The organism is Lysinibacillus capsici (assembly GCF_020217405.1).
Lineage (GTDB): Bacteria > Bacillota > Bacilli > Bacillales_A > Planococcaceae > Lysinibacillus > Lysinibacillus capsici.
This window is the reverse complement of record NZ_CP084108.1, coordinates 3,023,772-3,050,183: the sequence shown is the minus strand read 5'-3', so window position 1 is coordinate 3,050,183 and position 26,412 is coordinate 3,023,772. Positions and strand designations below refer to the sequence as shown.

Annotated in this window: 20 protein-coding genes; 18 read left to right on the top strand and 2 right to left on the bottom strand. The window is 31.2% G+C overall.

What is annotated here, in order from left to right; genetic code table 11:
• Position 1 precedes the first annotated feature (1 nt).
• The 4 genes from LCP48_RS15045 to LCP48_RS15030 are packed head-to-tail and all read left to right on the top strand — an operon-like array spanning position 2 to position 4,797.
• Positions 2-2,092 (top strand): DEAD/DEAH box helicase family protein, encoded by a 2,091-nt coding sequence (locus LCP48_RS15045; protein WP_225340340.1) that lies wholly within the window; start codon positions 2-4, stop codon positions 2,090-2,092.
• Entirely contained in the window at positions 2,082-2,267 is a 186-nt protein-coding gene (locus LCP48_RS15040; protein ID WP_225340339.1) for a hypothetical protein, read from the top strand. The genes LCP48_RS15045 and LCP48_RS15040 overlap by 11 nt, the downstream gene beginning before the upstream one ends.
• Positions 2,248-4,293, top strand: coding sequence for an AAA family ATPase (locus tag LCP48_RS15035; RefSeq protein ID WP_225340338.1), 2,046 nt, complete (start codon positions 2,248-2,250; stop codon positions 4,291-4,293). Before LCP48_RS15040 ends, LCP48_RS15035 begins: the two co-directional genes overlap by 20 nt.
• Before the next feature lie 9 nt (positions 4,294-4,302).
• Complete coding sequence (locus tag LCP48_RS15030) at positions 4,303-4,797, top strand: hypothetical protein (protein WP_225340337.1); 495 nt, start codon at positions 4,303-4,305, stop codon at positions 4,795-4,797.
• 42 nt (positions 4,798-4,839) lie between these two features.
• Here the strand turns inward: LCP48_RS15030 and LCP48_RS15025 are convergent, their stop codons facing one another.
• A complete protein-coding gene (locus LCP48_RS15025; protein WP_225340336.1) occupies positions 4,840-5,190 on the bottom strand; it encodes a helix-turn-helix domain-containing protein in 351 nt (116 codons plus the stop codon).
• Positions 5,191-5,340: 150 nt separating this feature from the next.
• Here LCP48_RS15025 and LCP48_RS15020 point away from each other — a divergent pair, with 150 nt between their 5' ends.
• The 13 genes from LCP48_RS15020 (at position 5,341) to LCP48_RS23525 (ending at position 22,020) form a co-directional block, all read left to right on the top strand.
• Positions 5,341-6,336 (top strand): DGQHR domain-containing protein, encoded by a 996-nt coding sequence (locus LCP48_RS15020; RefSeq protein WP_225340335.1) that lies wholly within the window; start codon positions 5,341-5,343, stop codon positions 6,334-6,336.
• 60 nt (positions 6,337-6,396) lie between these two features.
• The gene (locus LCP48_RS15015; RefSeq protein WP_225340334.1) at positions 6,397-8,397 is read left to right on the top strand and encodes a TnsD family Tn7-like transposition protein; all 2,001 of its coding nucleotides are present in this window, start codon (positions 6,397-6,399) and stop codon (positions 8,395-8,397) included.
• A gap of 479 nt (positions 8,398-8,876) precedes the next feature.
• The gene (locus LCP48_RS15010) at positions 8,877-9,872 is read left to right on the top strand and encodes a hypothetical protein (RefSeq protein WP_225340333.1); all 996 of its coding nucleotides are present in this window, start codon (positions 8,877-8,879) and stop codon (positions 9,870-9,872) included.
• A 115-nt stretch (positions 9,873-9,987) separates the two neighbouring features.
• Complete coding sequence (locus LCP48_RS15005; protein WP_225340332.1) at positions 9,988-12,129, top strand: sacsin N-terminal ATP-binding-like domain-containing protein; 2,142 nt, start codon at positions 9,988-9,990, stop codon at positions 12,127-12,129.
• 18 nt (positions 12,130-12,147) lie between these two features.
• On the top strand, positions 12,148-12,501 hold the full coding sequence (locus tag LCP48_RS15000) for a hypothetical protein (RefSeq protein ID WP_225340331.1): 354 nt from the start codon (positions 12,148-12,150) through the stop codon (positions 12,499-12,501).
• 24 nt (positions 12,502-12,525) lie between these two features.
• The gene (locus LCP48_RS14995) at positions 12,526-12,882 is read left to right on the top strand and encodes a hypothetical protein (protein WP_225340330.1); all 357 of its coding nucleotides are present in this window, start codon (positions 12,526-12,528) and stop codon (positions 12,880-12,882) included.
• Between the two features lie 691 nt (positions 12,883-13,573).
• Entirely contained in the window at positions 13,574-14,302 is a 729-nt protein-coding gene (locus LCP48_RS14990; protein WP_225340329.1) for a hypothetical protein, read from the top strand.
• A gap of 136 nt (positions 14,303-14,438) precedes the next feature.
• Entirely contained in the window at positions 14,439-16,715 is a 2,277-nt protein-coding gene (locus tag LCP48_RS14985; protein WP_225340328.1) for a hypothetical protein, read from the top strand.
• Positions 16,716-16,848: 133 nt separating this feature from the next.
• Entirely contained in the window at positions 16,849-17,847 is a 999-nt protein-coding gene (locus LCP48_RS14980; RefSeq protein WP_225340327.1) for a DUF4238 domain-containing protein, read from the top strand.
• Between the two features lie 105 nt (positions 17,848-17,952).
• Complete coding sequence (locus LCP48_RS14975; protein ID WP_225340326.1) at positions 17,953-18,891, top strand: hypothetical protein; 939 nt, start codon at positions 17,953-17,955, stop codon at positions 18,889-18,891.
• Positions 18,892-19,111: 220 nt separating this feature from the next.
• Positions 19,112-19,348, top strand: coding sequence for a hypothetical protein (locus tag LCP48_RS14970; protein WP_225340325.1), 237 nt, complete (start codon positions 19,112-19,114; stop codon positions 19,346-19,348).
• A 97-nt stretch (positions 19,349-19,445) separates the two neighbouring features.
• Positions 19,446-21,149, top strand: coding sequence for a hypothetical protein (locus tag LCP48_RS14965; RefSeq protein ID WP_225340324.1), 1,704 nt, complete (start codon positions 19,446-19,448; stop codon positions 21,147-21,149).
• Between the two features lie 745 nt (positions 21,150-21,894).
• Entirely contained in the window at positions 21,895-22,020 is a 126-nt protein-coding gene (locus tag LCP48_RS23525) for an IS3 family transposase (protein ID WP_081456929.1), read from the top strand.
• A gap of 115 nt (positions 22,021-22,135) precedes the next feature.
• On the opposite strand, the gene LCP48_RS14955 is transcribed toward LCP48_RS23525, so the two are convergent.
• The gene (locus LCP48_RS14955) at positions 22,136-25,096 is read right to left on the bottom strand and encodes an S-layer homology domain-containing protein (protein WP_225340323.1); all 2,961 of its coding nucleotides are present in this window, start codon (positions 25,094-25,096) and stop codon (positions 22,136-22,138) included.
• Between the two features lie 478 nt (positions 25,097-25,574).
• Here LCP48_RS14955 and LCP48_RS14950 point away from each other — a divergent pair, with 478 nt between their 5' ends.
• A complete protein-coding gene (locus LCP48_RS14950) occupies positions 25,575-26,051 on the top strand; it encodes a hypothetical protein (protein WP_004231078.1) in 477 nt (158 codons plus the stop codon).
• Positions 26,052-26,412: the final 361 nt, after the last annotated feature.

Genomic DNA, 26,412 nt, shown 5'->3' with positions numbered 1-26,412 from the left:
TATGTTTAAATCTTTGAATCTAAAAGCTGTTTACGATACTTCAATTGATAATATTAGCGAAGATTTAATTGTCCCTTTATTGAAAAAATCGATTGAGTATAAACGTGGTGTAGGCTATTTTACAAGCCAATGGTTATCAATAAATCTGAGTGGCTTATTGGATTTCATAAATAATAATGGTCATGCAACGATTATTACTTCTCCCCATTTAGAAAATATAGATTTAGGAGCAATAGAGTACGGCGAAAAGGCTAAAACTAGTGCTACTTTACATAGTGTTCTTTTAAGAGAAGTCGAAAAAATGAATCGTAATATGAACTATGATAGTAAAGTGTTATTAGCATGGTTAGTAGCAGACGAATTATTAACATTTAAAATTGCAATCCCAAGAAATTCTTCAGGGATGTTTCATGACAAATATGCGATTTTTACAGACAAGGCTGGAGACAAAATAGTTTTACATGGTTCGTTAAATGATTCTTATAATGCATATATGCAAAATGGAGAGGGGGTATCTTTGTTTAAATCTTGGGAAATTGGTTTAGCCCCTTATATTGAATTTCATGACAAAAAATTTGAACAATTGAATAAGGGAGAGAATGACTTTTATAAGGTATTTGACATTCCAGAAAGTATAAAGCAAGAAATAGTAAAACTAAAAGGAATAAATGATAAAAGACCTTATTCAGAAAAAAAGGATAAGCAAGATAAACAAGATGGACCCTTTATACCTTCAGATTATAAGCTATATGATTACCAACATTTAGCCATTGAAGCATGGGAGAATAATAATAATAAAGGTTTTTTATCTATGGCTACTGGTACAGGAAAAACTGTTACAGCCCTTGCAGCGAGTGTGAAACAATTTAGAAAACAAAAACGAATAGTTAATGTAATATCAGTACCTTTTCAACATTTAGTTGATCAATGGGCAGAGGATGCTAAAAAATTTGGTTACGAACCATTAGAATGCTTAAGTACAAATCGTAATTGGAAGCTTCAGATGCGATCAGCTATTGATGATTATAACTATGGTGATATTACACATTTAACGTTAATAGTAACACATCAGTCTAATGCTGATTTAGAAGGTTTTTTGTCTTTATTAGGAAGAATAAAAAGACAAAATGAAATTTTATTTATAGCTGATGAAGTTCATTACTTAGGATCCAAAATGTTGAGACGAAGTCTAGTTGAGAATATAGAATTGCGTTTAGGTTTGTCAGCTACACCTGAGCGCTGGATGGATTTAGAAGGTACTGAAATCTTAAATAACTACTTTGATAAAGAAGTATTCAATTTTCCAATTGAAAGGGCTATAGAAGAAGGTTTCCTAACTCCTTATGATTATATTCCCAAAATAGTTTTCTTAAATGAAGAAGAACAAAAAGAATATACTAGTCTTTCTAGTCAAATAGCAGGTGCTATAAATAAATCTAAGGAGCATCTAGAGAGTTTAATTCGAAAAAGGAATCAAATTATACATGTAGCAGAGAATAAACAGTTTCAATTTTTTATGGATTTAGAAGAACAGATAGAAAAAGAAGGTACTGAAAATATTGCATATACTATTGTTTATTGTCCAGAGGGGAGTCATAGAAGTATTTTAAAAGAAATTTCAAATTATGATTTATTTGTGCAAGAAATAGTAGGCACTACTAAAGTGAAGAATCGACTTTTATATTTAGAAGAATTCGGAAATAAAGAAATCCAAATTTTAGTAGCCATGAAATGCTTAGACGAAGGAGTTAATATACCTGCAACAAAACGAGCATATTTTTTAGCTAATACAAGTAATCCAAGACAATTTATTCAACGCAGAGGAAGAGTTTTAAGATTATCTGATGGAAAAAGTAAAGCTATTATTCATGATTATTTAGTATTTCCAACGGATAATCGGGACTTAGAATCGAATAAATTACTTATAAAAAAAGAACTGGCAAGATTTATGGAGTTTCAGTTTTGCGCTTTGAATAGTCAAGAATGTCTAAATTACATTAGACCTTTTTTAAAGAAATTTAATTTAACTCATTTATTATATTTAAGTCGTGAAGAAATATATAGCATATTAGGAGGAGAATATGACGAATAATAATATACACAAAAAAATTATTGATATGCTTGAAACTGATAATGTCCAAATTAAAAAGTTTATAGAGGACGTTTTAATAGATAGTGAGAATGGAACGGTCGATGAAGTAATTAAAAAATATCAAAGAAATATTTCAAACTATGTGGAGGTAAGCCATGAAACTAAAATGGATTGAAATGACAAACTTTAAGCAATATTATGGCACTCATCGAATTGAATTTGCAAATTCGGAAGATGGTACTGAAAATGTAACCGTAGTTTATGGGGCTAATGGTAAAGGAAAAACAACTATTTATCGTGCATTTATTTATGCATTTCATGGTGATAAGCAACTAGAACGAGATGGTCAATTAAGTAAGAATAAGAAAAATGAAGAGGAAATTTTACACATAGGAAACATTGCTGCACTTCAAGAGGATGGCTATGTTGATGTTTCTGTAAAAGTTGCATATGAGCATAATGGCAAACATTACGAAATAAAGCGTAGCATGGCAGTTACACAAGAAGGTACAGATATTGAAGAAGCAGATTTATGGGATGAAACTTATTTGAAAGTTGTTGATGAAAACGGTTGTACCAATGCATATAGAGAAATCGAAGATATTAATCGTCTTGCTGAAGAAGCTCTAAGTAAAAAAATGCGACAATATTTTTTATTTGATGGAGAGCAAATAGAAGAGATGACTAAATCTACAGTTGAACAACGTCGTCAGGTAAGAGAAGGTATTAAGAAATTATTAGGTATAGATTCTTTGTACAACTCAATTGATGCAATTGAAAAAATATATAAATCATATAAACAAAAGATTAAGGGGGAAGCTAAAGGAGAATATTCTTTAGCTTTAGACAAACTTGATGATATTGAAAGACAGAAAAAAGAACTCGAGGAACAAATAGAAACCTTAGAAGTTCAACTAGAAGAAATGGAGCGAGATAAAGAAGAAATTGATAAATATTTAGAAGAAAATAGAACGGTAAGAGAAAAAGTAAAAGAACGTGAATTAGCTGAAGAGAGATTGAAATCTCTGAAAAAAACACAGAAAAGACTGGAGCAAAGTGTTAGAGAAGCTGGAAGTAAAGCTATATTTGCTATATCTGATACTATTTTATACGCAGCAGATACGGATATTGAAATGGAAAAGAATAATTTAGGAGAGAGTTTTAATATAAGTTACAATCTGCTGAAGGAATTTTTGGATAAGGAAAAATGCGGGGTTTGTGGTACATCTGCAAATAAAGGTTCCATTGAGTATTTACATATTGAAAACATTCTAAGTAATATTAATGAATCTGAATATAGAGATGCATTAAATGAATTAAATCTAAATGTAGCAATTATTAATAATAAGTCGATGGATAGTAAAAAAGATATCCAGCAATTACGTGAAGATATAGGAATCTTATTACGAGAAATTAAAGTAGTAAGTACAAAAATTGACGAAATTGATAAAGTAATTGGTAATATAGGTGATCAAGAAGCTAAAGAAAAGGAGATTTCACGAGAAAATCTTGTTCGTAAGATGGGAGAGTGGGACTCAAAAATTCAAAAGGCAAAACAGACACTTATTACTAAACGCGAAGAGTATAACATTCAAAATCGAAAATGTGGAGAATTAAAAAAATTAGAAGCAAGTCAAACGGTCTTTGAAGATTACAAAGAATTCGCAGAAAAATCCTTAAAAGAATTAGAAAAAGTTAAAGATCAATTTACACAAGAAATGGCAATGCAAGTATCAACAGTTGCAACTAGAATTTTCAAACAGTTATTAGACGAAGATTCAAGGATGAACTTTAGTAATGTTATTGTAAAAGAAGATTTTTCATTAGATGTTAAATCATTTAGTAATTTTGAGTTCTTATCAAACATTTCATCTGGTCAAAGGCATATTTTATCAATTTCATTTATCTTAGCATTATTGGAAATTTCTGAAGGTACAGGAGATCAATTAAAGACACCGTTATTTATGGACACACCTTTTGGTCGAATATCAGGTGAAAATCGGGACAATTTGTTAGAAATAATTCCTCAGAAAGCAGCTCAATGGATTTTATTAGTTACCGATACCGAATTTACTAATGCTGAAGTAAAAGCATTACGACCTACAAAACGTTGGGGAAAATTATATGAAATTAAATTAGTTGGACCAGGTAAAGCAATTATTGAGGAAGGAAACGTTGAAACATTTGTTGCTAAACGTTAGGGTAAAGGCATGAATAAAGTTATTCGTTATATTAATTTCGGTGATGATGTACGTCTAAGATATAGAAAGTCTTTTCAAGGAATATATAAAGAGTTAGCTGGTGATAGAGATAATGGAAAGGAAGGACTATTATTTCAGGATAATGGTGAACTATTTTTATTCTGTGCTACATTAGCTTTAAGTAAAGGGGAAAAATCTGAATCAATTACAGATACTACTGAGTTTCGTTTTTCTTCAATAAAATCAAATGAGTTAAGAACTATATATTTCTTAATTGCAACTTTAGGGGGAGAGGGATTAAAATCTGAAAGTTTTGATGATGTTAAGTCTCTGAAGTCTATTGTTGAACATTACGCAGATAAAGGTATGGAATTGTTGTGGGAATACTTCTTAAAGGATTATTTTACATATAGAGATAATCATTATACTTTTATCGGTGGTATTGATTCTTTAGATTTTCAAAAAGGTTGGTTACAATTTTTAATGGAGTATGAAGATTATTAAGAAATAGAAGGCAGCTTGTGATTAAAATTCACAAGCTGCTTTTTAATTTGTTTTAAATCGACCAAAAATCTCATTAGTGATATTCAATAACATTCGAATATCATCTTCATTCTTATCCTCAAGTGTATTAAATAAAATGTTTAAAAGTTCTTCTCTAATATTTTCAGGCTTTTCATTAGTTCTGCTTTCAGGAATTAATACACTTCCTGGATCTACTTCAAGCGCATCTAATATTTTATTTAAAGTTTGTAACGTAATATTTCTCTCTCCGCGTTCAACATCCGACAGATAAGGGGATTGAAAGTCACATTTTTCAGCTAGTTCATCGATTGTTAATTTCTGTGCCTTTCTAATTGCTCTGATGTTCATTCCTACTCTTTTATTTAAGTCCATTTTGTATCACCCCATTTAAGCGTATGTGAGGTGAAACAAGCATTACATACCATTGAATTATAAAAAAAATAACTTATAAGTTTATTTTAATTGATTTATATTATCTTTTGGTATTAAAATGATATAGATTAAATGTAAAGGAGAAAAAATATGAGTAATAATTTACCTTCAAATATAGCGATTGAGAATGTAATTCAATCTAAAATGCGTGGTCGAGTAGCTTATCAAGGTTTTGTGTCTTCGCAAGTTGCAGTTAATTTTTCATATTCAAAGTTATATAATGACTCGTCAGGGAAAGGATATCAGCGGCTGATCAACCGTAAGCGTTGTGAAGATTTTGCAGATTATTTATCTCAGGGAGAGGATTCCTTATATACACCGATTTTATTAAATGCAGCTGGTAACTGGGAGTTTCATGCGTATGATAAGCATCGACCAAATGTTGGGCGTCTTATTTGTAAAAAGAAAGGTACTTTAATGGATGGTCAACATCGTCTTGGGGGAATTGAAAAGTATATTAATGATACAGCGAGTACGTTAATCATCCCATTTTTAGCATTTCATTATTTGGATGAAGATGAGGAAATTAAGCTTTTTGATGTGATTAATACAAAGGCTAAGGGCATTGGAACATCATTAAGTCGATATTTAAATCGAAATAATGATGATTTAAGTTGGGTCGCAACGAATTTAATCTTGAAACCAGAAAGTCCATTTTTTAGTAAAGGAACATTAACTGGAAATCGTAGTAAAGAAAAGAATATTACGCTCCAAAATCTATATAACATGGTGAAATTGTTAACTAAGAAATCAAATCTTGAGAAACTTCCTAAGGAGAAGAAATTAAACCTGTGCCTATTTTATTTCAATACAATTAAGGAACTATTTCCAGAGCAGTGGGCGGATAACAAATTGTATCGAATGACTCATATAACTGGCTTAAATGCTTTAGCTATAGCTGGAAATCAAGTCATTAATGAAAATTATCTTACAAAATCACAACAGCCAGACTCTTCAAAAATTGCTAAAACATTATTGAATCTAAAAGAGATTGACTGGTTAGCTAGTGGAGATTTGAAATATTTGAAGGGAGCTGCTGGATCGAAAATTTTGGCAAAAGACATTATAAACTGCTTAAAAAGTTAAGGTAAGTAGCATATACCAATTAAATTTTAATAAATTCCTTGTGAAATGGGAGGGGGGATAGTGTTACCGTTTTTTACGGATCCATATCCAAATGAATTGCTGTATTCAGCCATTAGCCGGTATCATTTTTATAATGGCAATGTTAGTTTTGTAGATACTCTTGAAGAATTATTTGATAGTAGAACAGTGATACCAACGATTGAATTAGGCAGTCATTTATCTAATCTTGTGCAAAATTTAGGCCCAGGATATACAGTAGAACGGGTTTTATCGGAAAATACTATATATCCTTTCTTTGCACCTTTTATAACTAAGGCAAAGCAACAAAAAGTTTTAGAGGATGTTAAAAACGATGCTAGAGGGCTACAAGGGCGATTAGGGACTCTTCCTACGAAAATTGATAATAAAAAAGGAATTTTCTTCTGCAGGAAATGTGTCAGCGAAGATATTGAGCGTTATGGAGAGCCGTATTTACATCGAGAACATCATCTTCTTGCGATTTACTATTGCCCACATCATGAGCAACATTTAATAAAATATCCTATCGACTATAAAAATCATAGTAGACATGGCTATATACGACTTGATCCGCGTGTGCTAGATACATTGAAATGTCAAAATACCACTGATGAAATAGCAGCGCATAGAGAAGTAGAAATAAAGCTTGCACAAATGGCTTATAAGCTGTTAAATGCACCTCTTGAAAACATATCGTTGGAAGTGACATTTAATAAGTATCGGTCTTTGCTTAGAGAAAATAATTGGATTATGAAAAATTCATCAGTGAGACAAACAGAGCTATTAAAAGCGTTTAAAGCGAAATTTCCAAAAGGCTTTTTAGAAAGATTTCATTCATATATAAGAGATGCAGGAGACAACAATTTGCTGCAAAGCACCGTTACAAATTATAAGCGGCAAGGGATTCATCCATTTCGTCATCTTTTAGTACTATACTTTTTTGATCAAGACATTGATTCATTTTTGGATGTAAAGGCAGATGATGGACCTTTTGGTAAAGGACCGTGGCCGTGCTTAAATCCTGCGGCAAGCCATTACAAGGAGTTTGTTGTTCCGAAAGTATCTATTACTAAAAGAGAAAAAACGGACGTTCTCGTTGGTAAATTCAAGTGTTCTTGCGGTTTTGAATACACAAGGACGGGTCCAGAGAAGGATGAAAGTGAAAAGTGGACTAGAAGTCGTATCACAGCCTATGGGGATGTATGGGAAGCGAAATTTAATGAACTAGTAAATTTAAACATGCATCGTGAAGAGATTGCGCTAGCTTTAGGGATAAGTGAAGGTACGGTTCGAAATAAACTGTCAATTAATCAAAAATCCGCAGAACGAACAGCGGCATATCGAGCCGAGCTATTAGAATGGCTCAGTAAAAATCCTAATGGTAGCAGAAAGCAATTTCAAACAGAATTAAAAAAAGTATTTATGTATCTTTATAAAAACGATACAGAAATGCTAGATAGCAAATTACCGTCAAAGCGTGAGGTCCTATCACGAAATAGTGAAGAACGTCGTACGCAATACCGAGCGCAAATTTTAGGTGCAATAGAGAATAAACCAACGATTACAAGAACACAGCTGTGGAAACAATTGCACAGAGTTTGTAAATGGTTGCATGAAAATGATTTGCAGTGGTTTGAAGCAAATATGCCAAGCCCTGTGCAAAATAATAAAAACGCTCCAGCTGTTGATTGGAAAGCGCGGGATGAAGAATATTGTAATAGAATCAGGCAAATCTATCCTGAACTATTGAAACTAGAAAAGCCAGTTAGAATTACAAAGAAATTATTTAGCAGGCACTTAGAAATTGAAGCTCTTTCAAATAATAGGCATAACGCTCAGCTGCCGAAAACAACTGCCCTATTAAGTGAAATTACCGAATCAGTACAGGAGTTCAGAATTAGACGCTGTTGTTTAGTAATTGACAAAATGTTAGAAGAGAAGGGGATTGTATATTTTGAGAAGGTTAGAGAGGCTTGTGCGATAGAGAGTAGGAATTTCAAGGTGATTAAACCTTATTTGGAAAAATATATCACTAATAATTAACTTGAGAATTCAAAATCCTTCAATGAGATAAATTTATTGGAGGATTTTTTATTTGAAATGATTTTTTACATTTAATTAATATAGTTAAAAAGGTATAATTTACATATTATGGTTATGTGGTTCTGTTTTATAATTTGAAAGAGGTTGTCCAAATGAGTTAACAGCCTTTTACAACTTTAATAGCGTCGTATTTAAAAATTTGTGAACAGGAATTTGGTATGACACGTGAAGATAGAATAAGTGGTCTTCGAAAAATTAGTATGCAATTACGTGTTAATAGATTAATGCAATTTATGCCTAGTTTAGAAACAGTTATTTAAAGATGCGAATAAAAAAATAACTGATTTTGTAGATTCTTTTTATGTAGAAGCAATAGCAAATAATCCAGTTGAATTTCTAATTAATCATTTTACACTTTTTATAGACGAATTATTCATATGGGAATTATTGTAAATTAAATAATGTGATGGAGGGATGTTATGAGTAAATTAAATTTATATTGGCCGGTTTATAAAAACCTGGAGAAAGAATTTTTGAAATTGGCTGATTACATTCACATCACGGATGATCAACTAAAGGTGTATTCTATGCATATAGCAGACTTGATTGTTCGTTGTGCCATAGAAATTGAGGCTATTTCAAAAGAAATTTATCAAGAACTTGGTGGAAATATGACCTTAACAGACACAAATGGTAGTCGGAGAGATTTGTATTTTGATACGGATTGTCTTGATTTATTAGAACGAAAATGGAAGATAAGTAAAAAAGAAATCGCCATTTCTGCTACAAATCTGTATTTTAATAATGATTCAAATAAAGTCTTAAAACCCTTATATAAAGCTAATAAGCGAGGATCTAGTGGGTGTAAATGGAAGCAAGCTTATCAAGCAGTTAAACATGATCGAAGAAATTCATTAAAAAAAGCAACAATTGAAAACTTATTAAATGCATTAGGTGCCTTATACATTTTGAATTTATATTATAAGGATGAAAAATTCGATATTGGACGTGTATATCTGAGTAACACAGATTTCGATAATCGAGTTGGCTCAAAAATATTTTCCGTAAGTACTTACTCAGCTACCTTACTTTCTATGTCCACTAAAATGGATGATAGTGCTATCGATTTTCAACCTAATAACGATTTAGAAAAGTCTATATATATTATAAAGTATGATGAAGCATCATTTATCGAAATGCATAAAGATTATTGTTTAGACTATCAAATAACTATGAAAAATTTTAATAATTCGCATGTTATTAAAAAATTTTTAGAAGAGAATTCTGGATATGAAGATAAATCTGTAAACGAAATTTGTCTTGCAGCAGGGGGAGTAGAATTATTAACACAAATTTTCTCTTTTCAACATACCCAACAAAATAAAAGTTTAAGAACAGAGGCAAAACTGAACAAACACAATAATATATATCCAGAATTGTTGCCATTACGTAGTAGAGTAAATACTGTTCAATAAGACTATTCATTTGAAAATAAGAATTTGAAGAGATTATTAATCATAAGAAAAAATAGTAAAGTAATTTGATTATCATAATTTAAAATATATCCTTTTTCACCTAAGGGGAGATTTAATGGGAATTATAGAAAAAATACAAAGTAATTTTCTGGAGGAAGCCAAAAATTCACCGTTGCTTTTGTCAGATTTAGCTCATATGGAAACTTATATAGCGGAAAGTTATCATAATCGATCCATTATAGAATTATTACAAAATGCCGATGATGCTGCTTCAATTAGATTTTATATCAGTAAAAATAAAGGTTATATAATTGTTGCTAATGATGGAAGGTTTTTTAATGAAAATGATATCATTTCCATTTGTCGTAGCGGATCTTCGACCAAAAAGAGAGATGGAAAATCCATTGGATATAGAGGTATTGGGTTTAAATCCGTAGTGAATTTAGCGGAGCGTGTACACATTATAAGTGGCGATTTAGGTTTAACTTTTTCTAGAGAGCTGACTAACGAACTAATAGATTCAGATATCCCAGTACCTTTAATAAGGATCCCACATAAATATAATCCTTTAATGGAACATTCAGATATTATTTCGAATCTCCTGGATAGAAATTTTAAAACCATTTTTATCTTTGAAAATACAAACTCTAATAATTTAGAAGAAGAAATTGATTCATTTGACTCAAGTTCGCTACTTTTTTTAAGAAGTATAAAACAGATTGTATTTGAAACGCAGCTATCTAAAACCATCAGTGTGAAAAGAGTTAATAATGGTTTTGAAGAATATATAACAATTAGCGATGATGATTATAAAGAAGAATGGCTGGTTTTAAGAAATTCTCGATCAGAAGATAAAACCACATCTGTAGCCTTCTTACTGGATAATCAAAAGCGAATTATACCATTATCAAATGAAAGGTCAGTGGTTCACTCTTTTATGCCTACCAAAGACAATGTAGGATTACCTTTTAAAATTAATGGAGACTTCTCAACTGACCCATCAAGAACAAAAATAGTCAATGATGATTTATCCAAAGAATCTTTGAACAGATGTTCGAAATTGATTGTTGACATTATAAAGGGATATGTAAATGAAGGAAAAGATGATGTTTTTACAGGTCTATTTGAGGTACTAAGCACTACTGAGGAAAGTTTGGTTTCTCGCTTTTCTTCAGTTGTAAAATTCAAAGATATTTTTTTAACAAACTTAAAAGACCAGCTAAAGAAAGAGAAATGGTTTAACAATCAATCAATAGAAAAAATACGAATCAACCCTGAATGGTTAAATTTCAATGATTTCAATAAATTTTGCGATTTTTTCGATTTTACACCTCTCGATAAACGAATGGAAAGTAAATATCCTGGCATTCTAAAGTTTGGAGAAAAATTTGGCGTTAAACCATTATTTTTAGAAGAAATATTAGAAGCTACAAGTAAGAAAACTCCTTTTATAAATGGGAGTCAAGAAATTATAGGTGAGTTTATTCGTAAATATAGATTTAGTCATAATACAACTATTCAGGAGAAAATAAAAAATGCAAAAATTATATATTTCTCAGATGGGATTTTTTCTTTAAACGAAAAACCTACTTCTAAATTTGATGATGAGTTTTTGAAGATAATTGAAAATAACTTAAATGATCCACAAGATTTCAAATGGTTCATTAATAAAATGCAACCTTCATTAATATCAGCTTTAAACGATAAAAATCTAGAAGATTTTGAAAAAGATAATGTAGTTAACGTTCTTTTAAAAAATAACAGAATAGAGGAATTGAATAAAACTCATATTTTTTCAAACTCCTTTTATCAAAGGGGAAATAATAGTTTAAAGGAAAAGGAGATGAATAAAAAAAGTCTCAACATTAGGGCTTCTATAAGCAAATGGAGAGCAGCTGAAACAAATTTAGCTGCTTTTTTAGAGATAGATGAGGATGTAAAAAAAGTGATTGATGTTAGTAAAAGTAATTTAGGCTATGATCTAGAGGTGCAGCGATCAAATCGAACCGACTATATAGAGGTTAAGAGTGTAGATAAACTAGGATCAACTATATCATTAACAAATAATGAATATTCAACAGCACATGAATTAAAAGACAGTTATATTCTAGCAATCGTAAAGCAAACGAACGATGGATTAGAAGTTTGCTACATAAAAAATCCAATTGATACGCTACAATTAACCAAAAGAGTTACTCGCTGGGAATGGATTTGTGATTCTTATAAAGGTGATTTTACTAATTATTCTTTCAATTGATAAGGGGGATTATATTTTATGGGACACCCAAGAAAAATATCGAAAGATAAAATTCAAAGATTATATAACATAGAGAAGAAATATGGAATTGACGAAATGAATTTATATGCGTATATGCCAACTGAGAATGAAGTTATTGTTAATGGTGAAATATTTGGCGATAACTTAAAGAATTCTTTTTTAATTATGTGTAGTGTGTATGATAAAGACGGTGATATTATTGCATCAGATGAAAATGATTCATATGGTAATGGGTTAGTAACGAGTAATATTAAGCCAGAATCTTTTAAAGGGATATTTCCGTTTAGGATCAGTGTAGATGTACCAAATGGACATAAAGTTGGAAAGATTCGTGTATTTCCGAGAGCATAATTATTTTTAGAGGAGGTTTAAACAATGGAGAACGGTGAGAAATTCCCGAAAGAAATAATTGAAAGGTTTGATGTTTTTGAAAAAGAGTTTCTAATCGAAGAATTTAACGTGAGTGCCTTTCAGGATTCTTGGTATGGTGGAGATAATGGGATTAAAATCGTTGGTGAAATTATTGGGGGACAACTTTCTGATGATATAATTATAATTGGAAGTGTTTATAATTCTGAGGGGGAAATTATAGGTACAAGTTTTAGAGAAAGAATTGACTTAGACGGGTTTGAAGGAATTGATACATTCTCTTTTAATGTTCATGTTGCTAGTAATGAAGAGATTGCAAAAATTAGAGTGTATCCTGTAAGGAATCCAGCTACTATATGGTAGTTACAAAATATTATGATAGAAGGTTTAAGAATAATTAGCGATTAGTGTTAATACTAATCGTTTTTTTTGATTTTTTAACACCTTTTAGTTATAGATGTATAACGAACTCTAGATTAGTAATGTACTGAAGAAGTGAAATTGAAATTCTGTATGAGGCTTGTGTACTTTTATTGAACCGAAATATTATTTCTCTAGGAATTTATGGAGAAAGTACATTCTTACCATACGCAAATAAAATCAATAAAGTACAGGAATTTAGAATTAGATGTTGCTGTTTAATGATTGATAAAATGCTAGAGGAGAAGGGTATTGTATATTTTTCCAAGGCTAGAGAAGCTTGTGCGACAGAGAGTAAGAATTTCAAGGAAATAAGACCTTATCTAACAGATTATATTATTCAAAAAACAGAGTGATAAGAATTTGAAACGATAAAAAACAAGGTATAAGATCATATTTATCTGTGAAGATAGCAAAAATTCATGGTAAAAATAACTAAATCAGAATGATATAATTAAATTAGGGCGTATAGTGTAATGGTTAACACGATTGCTATGGTATTACCCATCTTATTTGTTATAGCAATCGCTAGAGCTAAAAGGGTAAAGTAGTTCTGGCATGGGTTCGATTCCCAAACGCCAAAAAATATAACTTGATTTGTATTTTTTGGCGTTTAGGAATCAGGGGTGAAAATATGTATAGTAAACACAGTAAAAATTTAAAGGAACTTTCGGCAACTATTAAAAATACTGAAAAAGCTATTAAACAAGCTTTAAAATTTGAAAATGATATTGAAGCCAAAATGCATACAAATATACATTCATTTTTAATAGGCGCTTGGATGGAAGTCAGTTTTTATAAATTAATACATGAAGCGCAATTTTCCCAAGATGATAGAGATTTAGTTTTGTTGAATGCCAATAGTTTAGAGCAAAAATGGAAGCATGTTTTGAATTGGGCATTTGCCAAAGCTTTTGCTATTCCTATTAACGGGAGAAATTTTTCTAGCCTTGATATAAAAAGTAAATTAGGTCGTACTAATCAAGTGCGTTATGAGGATATATTAAATTTTATAAACCGAGATATTAATGAAATTATACTGATTAGAAATAAAATTGCACATGGTCAGTGGTATTATACTTTCAATACAAATGTTGATTCACCAGAAGTTAGAGTACAACAATTAATTCATAGTAATAATTATTTTAAGTCCAAAGAAAGATTGGAAAAAGCTAAATTAATCATTGAGATGATAATTAAAATTTCAACGTCACCAAGAACATTCGAAAGAGATTTTGATACTGTCTATGCTAAAATTGAAACTTTGCCTCAAAAATATAGTAGAGAGAGTTATGAAAAGAATGTTGAAATCATGGTAAATAAATTTAAAAGAGCCGAAGAGTGGAAACAACGGAATAGATAAAAATTTAATGAATTTTCTGCCCAAAACAACATCTCAATATTTTGGAATTGAGATGTTGTTTTTTTTAGTAGTAAGAACGGCTACTAGTAATTCTAATTCAACTATATGACCTGAGATTATAGATGGGGGAATGCAGGTGTCTAAACAAATTTTTTCTAGATTAAAAAAGCGATTTAGGAATCTAAAGTGGAGAGGAAGGTTACCAGGAGTGAGCGAAAAACCATTAGCTTTTATGGATATAGAGAAATTAGAAAGTGAAATATCAAATAAAATAATATCTATAAAAAAAATAATTAATGAAACTGATCCGCTATTAAATATAATTTTGATTGAATTATATAGGACTATAAAACACTTAGGTAATCCAGAGGTTAGTATTAATGGTAACGTTTCTCCAGGGTTAAACAAGATTCAAGATTTTATACAAAGTATTTTAGTTACATCTTCAAATGATAAAAACCATGAGAGATTTATTAATGATAAAAAATCTCGAAAGTTAATAAAAGATATTGAAGAATTATATATTTTGAATGCAGTGTATATAAATGTTGTTGAAAAGGACGAATTAATTAAGTATTCACAAGGAATGACGACAAATGTTTCAGGAAAATTATATCCATATTTTGAAGAAGAACATTTTACATCATTAATAACACCCTATTCAAAAATTTGTAAAGATGAATTTGGTTTGACAAGTGAGGATATAGTAAGTGGTCTCCAAAAAATTAGTATGCAATTACGAACTAGTGGATTAATGCAGATTATACCTAACATAGAAACTGCTATTAAATTTGCTGATAAAGAAAAAATAATAGATTTTGCAGAATTCTTTAATGTTCAAGTAATAACAAACTGGCCTGCTGAATTTATTAATCATTTTTCACTTTCAATTGGTGAATTACCGGATTATTATCAATACGATATTGAAGTAATGAATAAAGAATTACCTCAAAAGTATAAGCCGTTTTTAAAATATAATAATAAATTCTACTGTACTTCAATAGATAATCTTTTGGATAATTTTTATAGAACATTTGTAAAGGTGTTAAGAAAAGCTAATCCTAATTTATCATTGGAAATAAATGAAATACAGAAATCTTTATCTGAAGAGTTACCATTTGAGTTATTAGAGAAGTTGCTACCAAAAGCCAAGGTATATAAAAACATATACTATAAGGCTCCTGTTGGTGCAAATGGAAGAAATGAATGGTGCGAGTGTGACGGAGTAATAATTTATGATGATGTGATGATTATTGTTGAAGTTAAAGCAGGAGCAATTTCGCCAGCATCACCATTTTCAGATGAGGAAAGTTTTAAATCATCACTAAAAGAATTGACAGAAAACCCTTATAACCAAACAATTAGATTTTATGAAGAATATAAAAGGAACAATAAAATCGAAATTTATCATAAAGAATCTAAGAAGAAATACCAATTTATTGCAGAATTAAAAGAAGCTAATTTTGTTCAAGCGTGTTGTGTAACATTAGATGATTTAAACGAGCTGGCTGCACAAATTGAAAAAACAGATTTAATCCAAAATTCTTCTCTACCTGTATGGTGTATTTCAGTTGGGGATTTAAGGGTGTATGCGGAAATTCTAGATTCACCTAGTCACTTCTTAAATTTTTTATATCAAAGAAGTAAAGCATCGTGTAATGAATATATTAAGTTAGATGATGAATTAGATCACTTGGGTATGTATTTAGCTTATAATGATTATTCAAATTATGTTGAGGAATTACTTGAAGAATTTGATGGAAATAATGGTCTAGCCTCGATTCATTTTGCAAGCCATAGAGATGAAATTAATGAATATATGGCATATAAGCATATGAAAAAGTTGGGTTTAGATGAAAATGATTTTATTTTATATGATATGAAGAAAGAAAAACCAAAGCAAAGTATGGAAAGTGAATTTGAAAAATTAATACGTTTGCTGGATGAGTCCAATAATGTATTGGACATAAAGTTAGCCCGCTATCTTCTCTTACTTGATTCATATACGAGAGGGCATATAGCAGATTTTTTAAGAACTAGGACTAGGAGATTAGTTGAAAGCAGGTATAGGAAAATGTTTTACAATCCTTATGCGGCTTATAACTATGAGAGAGAACATAAAATTGATGAGATTCCAGTGATTATGATTTTTATTATGGAGGCATCTAGTAAGTTATTTAAAGATATAATTTTAAGAAGAAGATTTTTAATGGAACGAGTAACAAATCATGAAGAAGATACTTTGTGTATTTTGGTAGGAATAGAAAGAAAAGGAGATATTAAGAAATTATTAACGAATTTAGTTGATGTTAATTTATTTAAGAAGTTAGATGTTAGCTCCTTTGAACTGTTGATGCAAACTAGGGAAAATATAAGGAAATCTAGGTACAGCATAAAAAATCCCTCCATATAATAAATGAGTACGTGAAAATAAAGTAATAAAAGGTAAGTCAATAATATAAGAGATTGCAATTGCACGTATATGGTATTCAAAGTCCGAATTTAAGCTAATATGGATGGGAATTTAAGTAATGGAGGAATAAACTATGAATGAAACACAAGCAAAATACCATCATCTTGTTCCCCAAACATATATGTCAGCATGGGCGCATGGGAATGGTACACTCAACATAGAATTTCTAAAGTCACCTGGCAAAATTGTTGAACGTAATAAAGAGAGAATAGCGGGAATAACAGATTTTCATTCAATTAAAGCTGGAATGCCTATCTGCACAGAAAGTGATGCAAATATAATTTTTGAACCTATTTTGTCGTATATTGTTGAATATGAAGGTAATGTACTTGAATCTCCTCTCGATATGAATAAATACTATTATGATTTTGAAAAGTGGGTAGTTAAGCGAGCGGATGGTAGCCTAGTAAGTAAAAAAAGTATTAAGAGAGAAATTGAAAAAATAAAAATAAAGGATATTGAAAGTAATTGGTCTAGCAAATATGAAAATAATTGGGCTTCACAAGTTGCGAAGATTGAATCAACTTTGTTAAATATGCCTAATGGCGAAGTTGCTATCTTTGACAGAGAATATCTAATGAAATTTTTTACTGCTTTGGATTGGAGAGGTTTTATTTCAAATCAGGTCTTTGAAAAAATATATAAAAATTTAACAAGTAATTCATTAGGCAATATTGAGATACCATCAAATGAAAGATTATTGCCATCATTAAAAACCGCATCTGATGAATTTCGACACAATTTATTATTAAAGTTTTTCAGGCAGTATCTAAACGACACAGGTATAATCTTTGAAGAGGTGAATGCTAATTTAAAATATACAAATTTTCATTTTTTAATAGCTGATGGTCCGACGAAATTTATTACGAGCGACAGTCCAGCGTTCACGTATGTGAGGGAAGATAAGAAGTTGGTTGGTTTACTTCCTATAACTCCTAGAATTTTAATGGCAAAGGGGAAGTATAAAGAAAGCTATAAGATATACTACGTTACGCACATCACTGATGAAGCAGTAAAAAATTATAACGATATTATTCGTTCTAATGCCGATGAGTTTATTATTCATTGTTAAATAATAATCTATGTGTGTATGAGTTGTTTAGCGTTTTAAATAATATTTATCTTCGTCGCCGTGATAAGTTATCTTTTAAAAATTATTTAGAAATAGAGGAATGTTATGACTAAAAAAAGATTAACAATTCATCAAATGAAAAAATTAATGTTAGAAGCTCTTGCTACAGAGGATGAAAATATTTTAGCTAATAAAGCTACGTTTAAAAAATATGGTTATTCAGGTAATGCACATGCATTGTTTTCATTAACAGAAGGTTTGGCTATAAAAAAAGGATTAATTAAAAATTCAATCCCACTCTCTAATTTTGCCTGGGGTTCAAGTGGTATGAATTTATTTGAAGGAAGAAATACGAATTTTTCTAGAAATGAAATTGAAACTATGTATGAGGCTTTTGCTCTGTTGTTGAATCAAAACATTATTGCTCCAGGAATCTATGGAGAAAGCCCTTTTTTACCATCTTTTCATGTAACAGATCATGGGCATAGTTGTTTGAAGGAAATAGATATACTTCCTTATGATTACAATGGTTTCTTGACGCAAATAAAGTCAATAAAAAACTTAGATAATTGGGTTGAATACTATCTGACAGAAGCAGTAAGATGCTTTAATACTGCTTGTTATCAAGCGACAAATATAATGGTGGGCCTTGCTTCTGAAAAGATTACTTTAGATATTATTGAGGCGTTTGAAAAACATTTAATTAGACATAAAAGTAATTTAACAGCTAAAAAGAACTTCAGAGTGAAAAATAATTTTGATAAGCAATTTAGTTCAGATATTGATAGTGATTGGAAGATATCTACGAAATATAAATTTTTAGAAGAATATCTAACTAATTTGAATTTAGATAACAAAATTAGAGGGCATATTGATTCACAAGCTCGTACAACATTTAATCAATTTATTAGGCTTACAAGAAATGAAGTAAGTCATCCAACAGATACTATAAAGGATGAAACGGAAACCATGTTGCTACTGATAAGTTTTGTTAAATATGTTAAATTACAAACAGATTTTATACATAAGTTAAATACGATCTAAAGAAGTTATAACTTTAGTAAGTAATATAAAGAGATGACTAAGTGAAATTAAAGATATTCGAATTTGACCACGGCATTCCGCAAGGATTTAGTGAACCTTTAACCTGCTGTTTTGATTTAATAATTATTGAAATGTATGCCACACATGATCTATAAAAAAACAATACCTAGGTTTTCTAGTAATCAGAATTATGGGTTAATTAATTTGGGTGAACTTCGAAGTGAAAGTTCTGTTTTATAATGAAATTTTTCCTTTTATAGTAATAAATAGGTTAAAAATTCCTTATGGGAATTTCTTAAACGGTATGGTGGAAATTAATAACTTGCAAAATAAGCAAAAAATAAAAGATGAAAAAATTTTGACGTGGCATTTAAAATGTATTAAAATGGAAATAAATCAGTACTCTTATTCTACTATTGCAGATAAGATTCTACCTATTGGTTTGACTTGTACTTAGAACGAACTGAGATTATTGCAGTTGTGACTAAGTTTAGTTGCAACTGCTTTTTTGTTTTAAATAACGAGTACTGTAAAAAGATGAAAGGAGAATTATTATGAATAATTCTTTAAACATTAGCAGCACATCGGCAAAAACAATTACATTAGCAAACATAGGAACAACCAAATGTGGTAAAACTACATCAATTGCGGCATTAACACATGTACCGGAAATAATTATTAATCTTGCTAGTGGTGATGATGGTAGAACAAAAACAACTGTCGAGTACCACATCGTTCAAAACACTGAAGGTAATGGGATATTTATTGAAGATATTGATTTATTTGAGCAAAATATTATGGGTTCAGTAGATGGCAACTTAGAGAAATATAATCTTCAAATCAAGAAATATAAGGTACTAACTGATGTTTTAAAATTAACTACACTTGATGAAGGGCAAAATGTAAAGGAGCATATTAAAGAGCAGATTGAAAGTTTGAAAAGTGAACTAGCTAGCGAGCAACTTTTGAAAAAACTTATGTGTTCAGAAACAATTGATACATTTGTTCGCAAATTAATATTACGTGTTCCAGCGAATTCAACATTAACTCTTTTCTTAAAGGACAAAAATATAGATTTAAGAATTAGGGACACTAGAGGATTATTAGATATTGTGCTTAATAATGATCTAAAGTCTCAAACTTCAAAGTCACTATCAGAATTAGGACTAGATAATTTAGATGGAATTGTGTTCTTTTGTAGTGACACATATCCAAACATTGTTACGGAGTTATATAAAGATGTATTGAAAAGTGTCTTTGAATCATTGCCTGTGTTTTTAGTTCATAATAGAACAGACTTTATGTTCGAAATATTTAAGTCAAATGGTCAAAAAGCTACAGTCGATAATATAAGACATATGATAGAAAATATTCAAGAAGAAAAACATCCAGTTTTTAGTCCAGAAGCAGTTGCTGTAAAATCCAAATCTACATTTAAACTATTAGATCAATTGGACATTGGCGAATTTTATAAAGATAAGTCTGATAAGAAAAAGTTTAGATTTAATGACTCGTATTTTACAAATGAAAAAATTCAATTTCTGTTACCTTCATGTACTTCTTTTTCAGAAGATGAAAATGATTTTTTAGAAGAATCAGATTTTGGGTTTTATACATTGACTGTTAATGCTTCTTTTGAAAAAATGCTGAACATGATTTCGGCATTACAGGAAGGTATGGAACTAATTTTTGAAGCAAATATTGCAAAAAATATTATTATGACTGAAAATAACGCTAGAATACAAGAATTGAAAAATGATTTTTCACGCTACGATAATCCATATGTTGGATATGGAGCAACGAGTTTTACGAAACCGCAGTTGCAATATCTATCTTGTAGTGATATTAACAACGATATTACAAATCCATCTTTAAATGGTTCTCGTATAGGACCACGAGGTGGCATAACAACAATGAATAATGGTAAACTACGTTATGCAACAACAGCAGTTGTCGCCGTTACAGCTAGAAGATGGATTACTTATCTTATTTCAAAAATTTCTCTTGAAAATCCATTGGTAGATCGTAATGAAAAGCCTATTTTTGACGGTACTGTGACCACGCTTGAGATTCAACAAAATCTTTTACGAAAAGCATTGTTTAACAAATTGTACAAAAATTATACTGATACTGAGGCTACTATCCAGTATTATTTATTGGTAAATAGAAATTATGTTGTTGATGCAATTAACAATACTTGCAAACAAGACAATTCAATTGATGCCGTAGTAACTGACATTGTAAACAATTTTATCTAGTGTATATATAGTGTTATGTTAAACTTGTGACTCTCGAGGACAGGGAGACGGTTTTTGTGTCCTATTTTAGAATTTCTTGAAATTGAAAAAGGCTTGTCGAAGAAAATAATCTTTGGCGGGCTTTTTGTTATTGCTCAACTTTTACAGTTAAATTTTCATTTTTATTGCTTGGTTAAATTGATTATTTGTCTATTATATTTTTTTGATCAAACTTTTTTACAAACAACTGTGAAACACTTCACAAACTAAAACCCGTTTTGATCAATCTTTATTTCAAAACGGGTTTTTAATGTGTCTTATAAAATTAGGCTTAATGGCTTCATTTTGATCAAACTTTATTTCAAACCTACAATTTGTTGTGGCTTTGAAATAAAGTTGCGATCTATATAATGGCAATGAAATACCTCTTTAGATATTTTATCTAAAGGGGTATTTTTTATGTCTAACACAAACAGAACATCTAAAATTGGCTATATAACAAGAAGAATTTTTTAGATGCAAATTACTTCAATTAAGAGACTTTTGTTGAGCTACGGGGAAGCTTAGTCCAACCAAAAGAAGTGTTGTTAGATATATTCAATAAACTAATTGAAAATGATTTTGTGCAGCAATTCATTCAAGTTAGGGGTGGCACTATCAACATCATTTTATGGGTGATAACATTAAAGCAAAATAAGATTTTCCAAAGCATGTCTCGTAAAGCAACCTGTGCAGACAATGCCGTAATGGAGAATTCTTTGGCTAAATGTATTACGGAGAAGAATTAATATCCTACAAAACGTTAAAGAAGAAAATAGAAAAGTATATCGATTACTATAATAATGATCGAATTAAACAAAAATTGGCCGGCATGAGTTCAGTATTTTACTGAACTTATGCCAGCCAATTAGCTGCATAAATAAAACTCTAACTTTAAGGAGTCACTACCAATACAAGCGGTCTAACATTTTTTCTTTTTGTTTTTAGCCTCTTGTATTTGGCTTTTTCTATTCTGAAAGCTGTTCTTTTCCAACTGTATCTTTTATATAAGAGTGAGAGTTTGCGGCTTCTTCAATTTCCTTGAATGCCCAATGTGTTGCTTTGACATCTGGGAAGCTTGGTTTTGTGACGCCGTTTAATGGACCACGTTCAAACATGCGATTCATCATTACGACTACTTGTGCACGTGTTAAAGCAGCATTTGGTGCAAAGCTTCCATTCTCAAGACCATTGATGATGCCAGCAGTACGGTTTGCTTCAATAATCCATTGTGCCCAGTGGTCTTTTGTATCCTTGAATGTAATCGCTGCCCCTTCTTCTACAGAAAGCTGTTTATAGTTGGCTACGACTGCCGCCATTTCAGCACGTGTGATGTTGGCATTTGTATGGAAGTTACCATTATTATCACCATTCATAATGCCCTGTTCTTTTACAAAGGCAATTGCTCCTGCAGCACTATGGTTTTTGGCTACATCCTTAAATGGTGCTTTCTTCAATACTTGTCCTTCTGTATAGCCTAAAATACGAGCCATCATGATCGCTACTTGTGCACGTGTAACATCCTTATCAGGACCAAATGTGCCGTTTGGGAATCCTTTAATATAAACATCATGCTCGCTTACCTCTGGCTTTTCAAATTGAATAATGGTAAACGTACTGAACTTATCTACAGTGAAGCGTAGACCAAGCTCACCCTTTGCCATTGTGACGACTTCAGGAAAGACCACTTTTTTCTCACCATCTGAGTGTTCAATAAAGACGGCTAGTTGCTCTAAGAATTTTTGACGTGCTGCTGCTTCTGTTGGTACATTTACATCTCTTAGTGGTAGTGTTACTTGTACTGGACGACTTGGCATATTTGTTTCTATTGTCATTGGACGAGCTACCACACCCCAATCGTTACTTTGTAGTGTCTCTCGGACAACTTTTTCTACTTTAGCGCGTTCTTCAATCGCTTGACGCTCGCTTTCTTTCTTCACTGGTACTAAACGGAAGTAGAAGTTATCGTCAAGGCCTTCCATTGAGCTATGTGAAATTGCAATATGACCATTTACTGTTGAAATTTCTAGTGATAAACCATTGTCACGTAATGTTTGTAGAGATTGCTTTGGAATTTCTACTGTTACTTTATCCACTTCATCATTCACATCAGGAATGACGATACGGGCAATGTTATTGCCAATTTGTTTAGCTTTTTCTACAGTTTCTAATGCTTGCGATGGTGTGAAGTTGACGAAGTCTGTCATTTCACCATTGGCATGTTTAGTGCGTTCAATTTCCACTGTTGTTTTTTCAAGTGGATGGTTACCATCAATTTCTAATGGTACTTTGATTTTCGTTGTCGTCGAGCTTGGATTAGTTGTTGCAGGGATAGAATTTGGCGTCCATGTATCACCATTGCTACTTGATTTTTGAACCGTAAAATTAATTTTATATGTTTTTGTTGTAAACCCATCTTCTGCTGTGACAACAATTGTTGTTGTACCTGGTAAACTTGTTGCATTCGTCACAACAGCACTCGCCTTATCCTTATCTGCGACCGTCGCCATTACCTTCGGGACCATTGTAGTACCTGCTGGTAATTCTACGTTGTATATTTCTCTTTGAGATTCGAATTCTGCTACAGGTGAGGCGTTAACAATTAGATTACTTAATGTTGCATTATTGCTTAAAGTTGGTGTTAAATTCTTAACCGTAAAATTAATTCTATATGTTTTGGTTGTAATCCCATCTTCTGCTGTGACAACAATTGTTGTTGTGCCTGGTAAACTTGTTGCATTTGTCACAACAGCATTCGCTTTATCCTTATCTGCAACAGTCGCCATTACACCTGGAACCGTAGTAGTACCTGCTGGTAATTCTACGTTGTATATTTCCCTTTCAGATTCAAACTCTGCTACAGTTGAAGCATTAACTGTTAAGTCTCTTAATGTTGCATTATTGCTTACAGTTGGTGTTGAATTATTTTCAACATCCTCTAAAGTCTGTTCAATATTGCTATCTAAACTATAAAAATACTCAACTGTTTTAGCTTCACCAGGTTTCATGTTACCAACAGCAAAAGTTAAACCAATCCATGAATCATAAGTTGTTTCAGCTACTTTACCGTCATCATTAAATGCAGTTGGATCAAATGGGTTGGAACTATCAATGGATGCGCGTGATTTAGAATCTGTAGACATCAAAATCAATGCATTCCCAGTAATAGGACCCTTCGATAATACAACAGATTTAGCATCATTCGGATAGTTAAATGGAACCGAATTGATAGTATCAAATACAAGATTCTTATCCGCGTCAATATCAGGATCTACAGAACGCATATAACGTACATCTAAAAGTTCTCTATCTGTCATATTCGTCATTTTCACTGTAGCTTTAAAGAATTTATCATTTGCTTTAAATGAAACAGTTTGTTCTATTTTTAATGCACCATCAGATGTTAGCCCACTCGTTTTTGCTACTAAATTATCTTCTGTCGATAAATCTTCATTAGTGCTCATTAGAATCTCCATAGATCCTAAAGCATTTGCATTTAAAAATAATTTTGTGCTATCATCACTTTCTTTATAACCAACATAAAATCCTTCGTATGGGCTTCCAGGTAAGAAATAATCGCCACTGCTCATTGCTTCCCCATTATCAAACCCATCAGAATCCACTGTAAATCCTAAATTTGGACGTCCAGTAGGATGGAAACCTATCGGGGCTGCACTTTCCGTTCCAAACGAACCACCTTTTGAAATCCCCATTTCGATATATTTTCCTCCAAGGAAGATATCATCACCAACTTTTTCATGCCTCGCATAGGAAACATTTTCCGGAACTATCATCTCTTCAGGTTGAGATTTTTCGGGCGCTATCGGCTCTTCAATTTGTGATTCTTCTGCTCCTACAGAATTTACAGGAAACAAGCTAAGTAATAACATACAAATTGTCATTATTAATAATCCTTTGCTTTTTTTCATAACTTTTTCTCCTTTCCGAATAGGATAATGCCTCGTTTTATATTTTTTATAATGAGGATTCATTAACAAAGTTATTATAAATAAACAAACTCTCAAATAACTCTCAAAAAATTAATGAATTTTCCTATTTAGATAGAAGAGTTTTCAAGTCTTTAATAAATACATTTACTCCATACTTATATTTGAATATGTAATCTTTTCGTGTTATTCAATAATTTATCAGATTTTTATCAGTTATTTTAAATATGCCCCTAAATTTTGCTCTTTGTTTTTAAATGAGCAGTTTTTACAATTATTAAGAAATCATTTCGATTGCTACTCCTTGTTTTTTTTGAGGGAATAGAGAGAGCCAATCATCTAGCTAGATTTGTAGAACGAGATGATTTTTTGGATATTTATGTTAAATTCACTATAATGTATGTGGAGCAGGTTAGTTTATTGATTTGCTTAGAATATTAAAGCTTAAGGAGACAAGCATATGACGTTATATTCTGTCCTAGTGGCGAACAGTTCTTTACAAACAGTTGATTGTACAGGAATTGCTGAAATAACAGTAAGAGAATTAAAAAAATTATATCCAATTACAGAGAGTACACCAACACAGCCGTGGCATCTGATGGATGATGATGCACGAGTTTTACATGCAGCAGATGAATCGGCTTTTGGAAATTTGAATATATACCAATGGAATAATCCACCTTATGACTTAGAGCTTTATAATGAAAAACCCTTTGTATACGGCATCGAGGGAAATTGGGGTCCTCAATTTTTAGAAGATTTTTTAAGTTATTTGAAGGAACATATACAACCACAGCAAGGAGCTGAATTAATTAGGTTTTGGGCAGAGGATTATGATAAAAAACTAAAAAGCCGTCGTATCACGATGAAAGACCTTGAATTGCATCACCTTGAAAGCTTAAAGAACGAGGAATACATACGTGTCGCTTTTGTATAGCTAACTCTGAATGATGGAATTCCACATAATAGATGCAGAGGAAAATCAAGCGTTATCAGAAGATGAGGTAGAAATTTATCAAAAGAAGTAGATAAATTATTTCAGGATGATTAATCTTAACTCTCTACATGTTATCAAGACAAAATTGATTAGCCTCATTCACAGAGTGGAAGAGGTTAGAAAAGGTATAGGTATAGTTAGTCGTCTCAAATTAAAATCCAATAATATAGCGGTAGTTGGAGGGAATAGATACCTAATCGAAAGCTGTCATTTTGTTTCAAAATGGCAGCTTTTTGACAACAAGAAGGTCTTTTTATTTGATGATAGATTTTGGAAGGAGTATTCTTCGAAATGTGGAATT

Excerpts from the sequence above, each read along its gene's own strand:
- LCP48_RS15045 (WP_225340340.1), top strand. The coding sequence starts at position 2 with ATGTTTAAATCTTTGAATCTAAAAGCTGTTTACGATACTTCAATTGAT.
- LCP48_RS15040 (WP_225340339.1), top strand. The coding sequence starts at position 2,082 with ATGACGAATAATAATATACACAAAAAAATTATTGATATGCTTGAAACT.
- LCP48_RS15035 (WP_225340338.1), top strand. The coding sequence starts at position 2,248 with ATGAAACTAAAATGGATTGAAATGACAAACTTTAAGCAATATTATGGC.
- LCP48_RS15030 (WP_225340337.1), top strand. The coding sequence starts at position 4,303 with ATGAATAAAGTTATTCGTTATATTAATTTCGGTGATGATGTACGTCTA.
- LCP48_RS15025 (WP_225340336.1), bottom strand. The coding sequence starts at position 5,190 with ATGGACTTAAATAAAAGAGTAGGAATGAACATCAGAGCAATTAGAAAG.
- LCP48_RS15020 (WP_225340335.1), top strand. The coding sequence starts at position 5,341 with ATGAGTAATAATTTACCTTCAAATATAGCGATTGAGAATGTAATTCAA.
- LCP48_RS15010 (WP_225340333.1), top strand. The coding sequence starts at position 8,877 with ATGAGTAAATTAAATTTATATTGGCCGGTTTATAAAAACCTGGAGAAA.
- LCP48_RS15005 (WP_225340332.1), top strand. The coding sequence starts at position 9,988 with ATGGGAATTATAGAAAAAATACAAAGTAATTTTCTGGAGGAAGCCAAA.
- LCP48_RS15000 (WP_225340331.1), top strand. The coding sequence starts at position 12,148 with ATGGGACACCCAAGAAAAATATCGAAAGATAAAATTCAAAGATTATAT.
- LCP48_RS14995 (WP_225340330.1), top strand. The coding sequence starts at position 12,526 with ATGGAGAACGGTGAGAAATTCCCGAAAGAAATAATTGAAAGGTTTGAT.
- LCP48_RS14990 (WP_225340329.1), top strand. The coding sequence starts at position 13,574 with ATGTATAGTAAACACAGTAAAAATTTAAAGGAACTTTCGGCAACTATT.
- LCP48_RS14980 (WP_225340327.1), top strand. The coding sequence starts at position 16,849 with ATGAATGAAACACAAGCAAAATACCATCATCTTGTTCCCCAAACATAT.
- LCP48_RS14975 (WP_225340326.1), top strand. The coding sequence starts at position 17,953 with ATGACTAAAAAAAGATTAACAATTCATCAAATGAAAAAATTAATGTTA.
- LCP48_RS14965 (WP_225340324.1), top strand. The coding sequence starts at position 19,446 with ATGAATAATTCTTTAAACATTAGCAGCACATCGGCAAAAACAATTACA.
- LCP48_RS23525 (WP_081456929.1), top strand. The coding sequence starts at position 21,895 with ATGTATTACGGAGAAGAATTAATATCCTACAAAACGTTAAAGAAGAAA.
- LCP48_RS14955 (WP_225340323.1), bottom strand. The coding sequence starts at position 25,096 with ATGAAAAAAAGCAAAGGATTATTAATAATGACAATTTGTATGTTATTA.
- LCP48_RS14950 (WP_004231078.1), top strand. The coding sequence starts at position 25,575 with ATGACGTTATATTCTGTCCTAGTGGCGAACAGTTCTTTACAAACAGTT.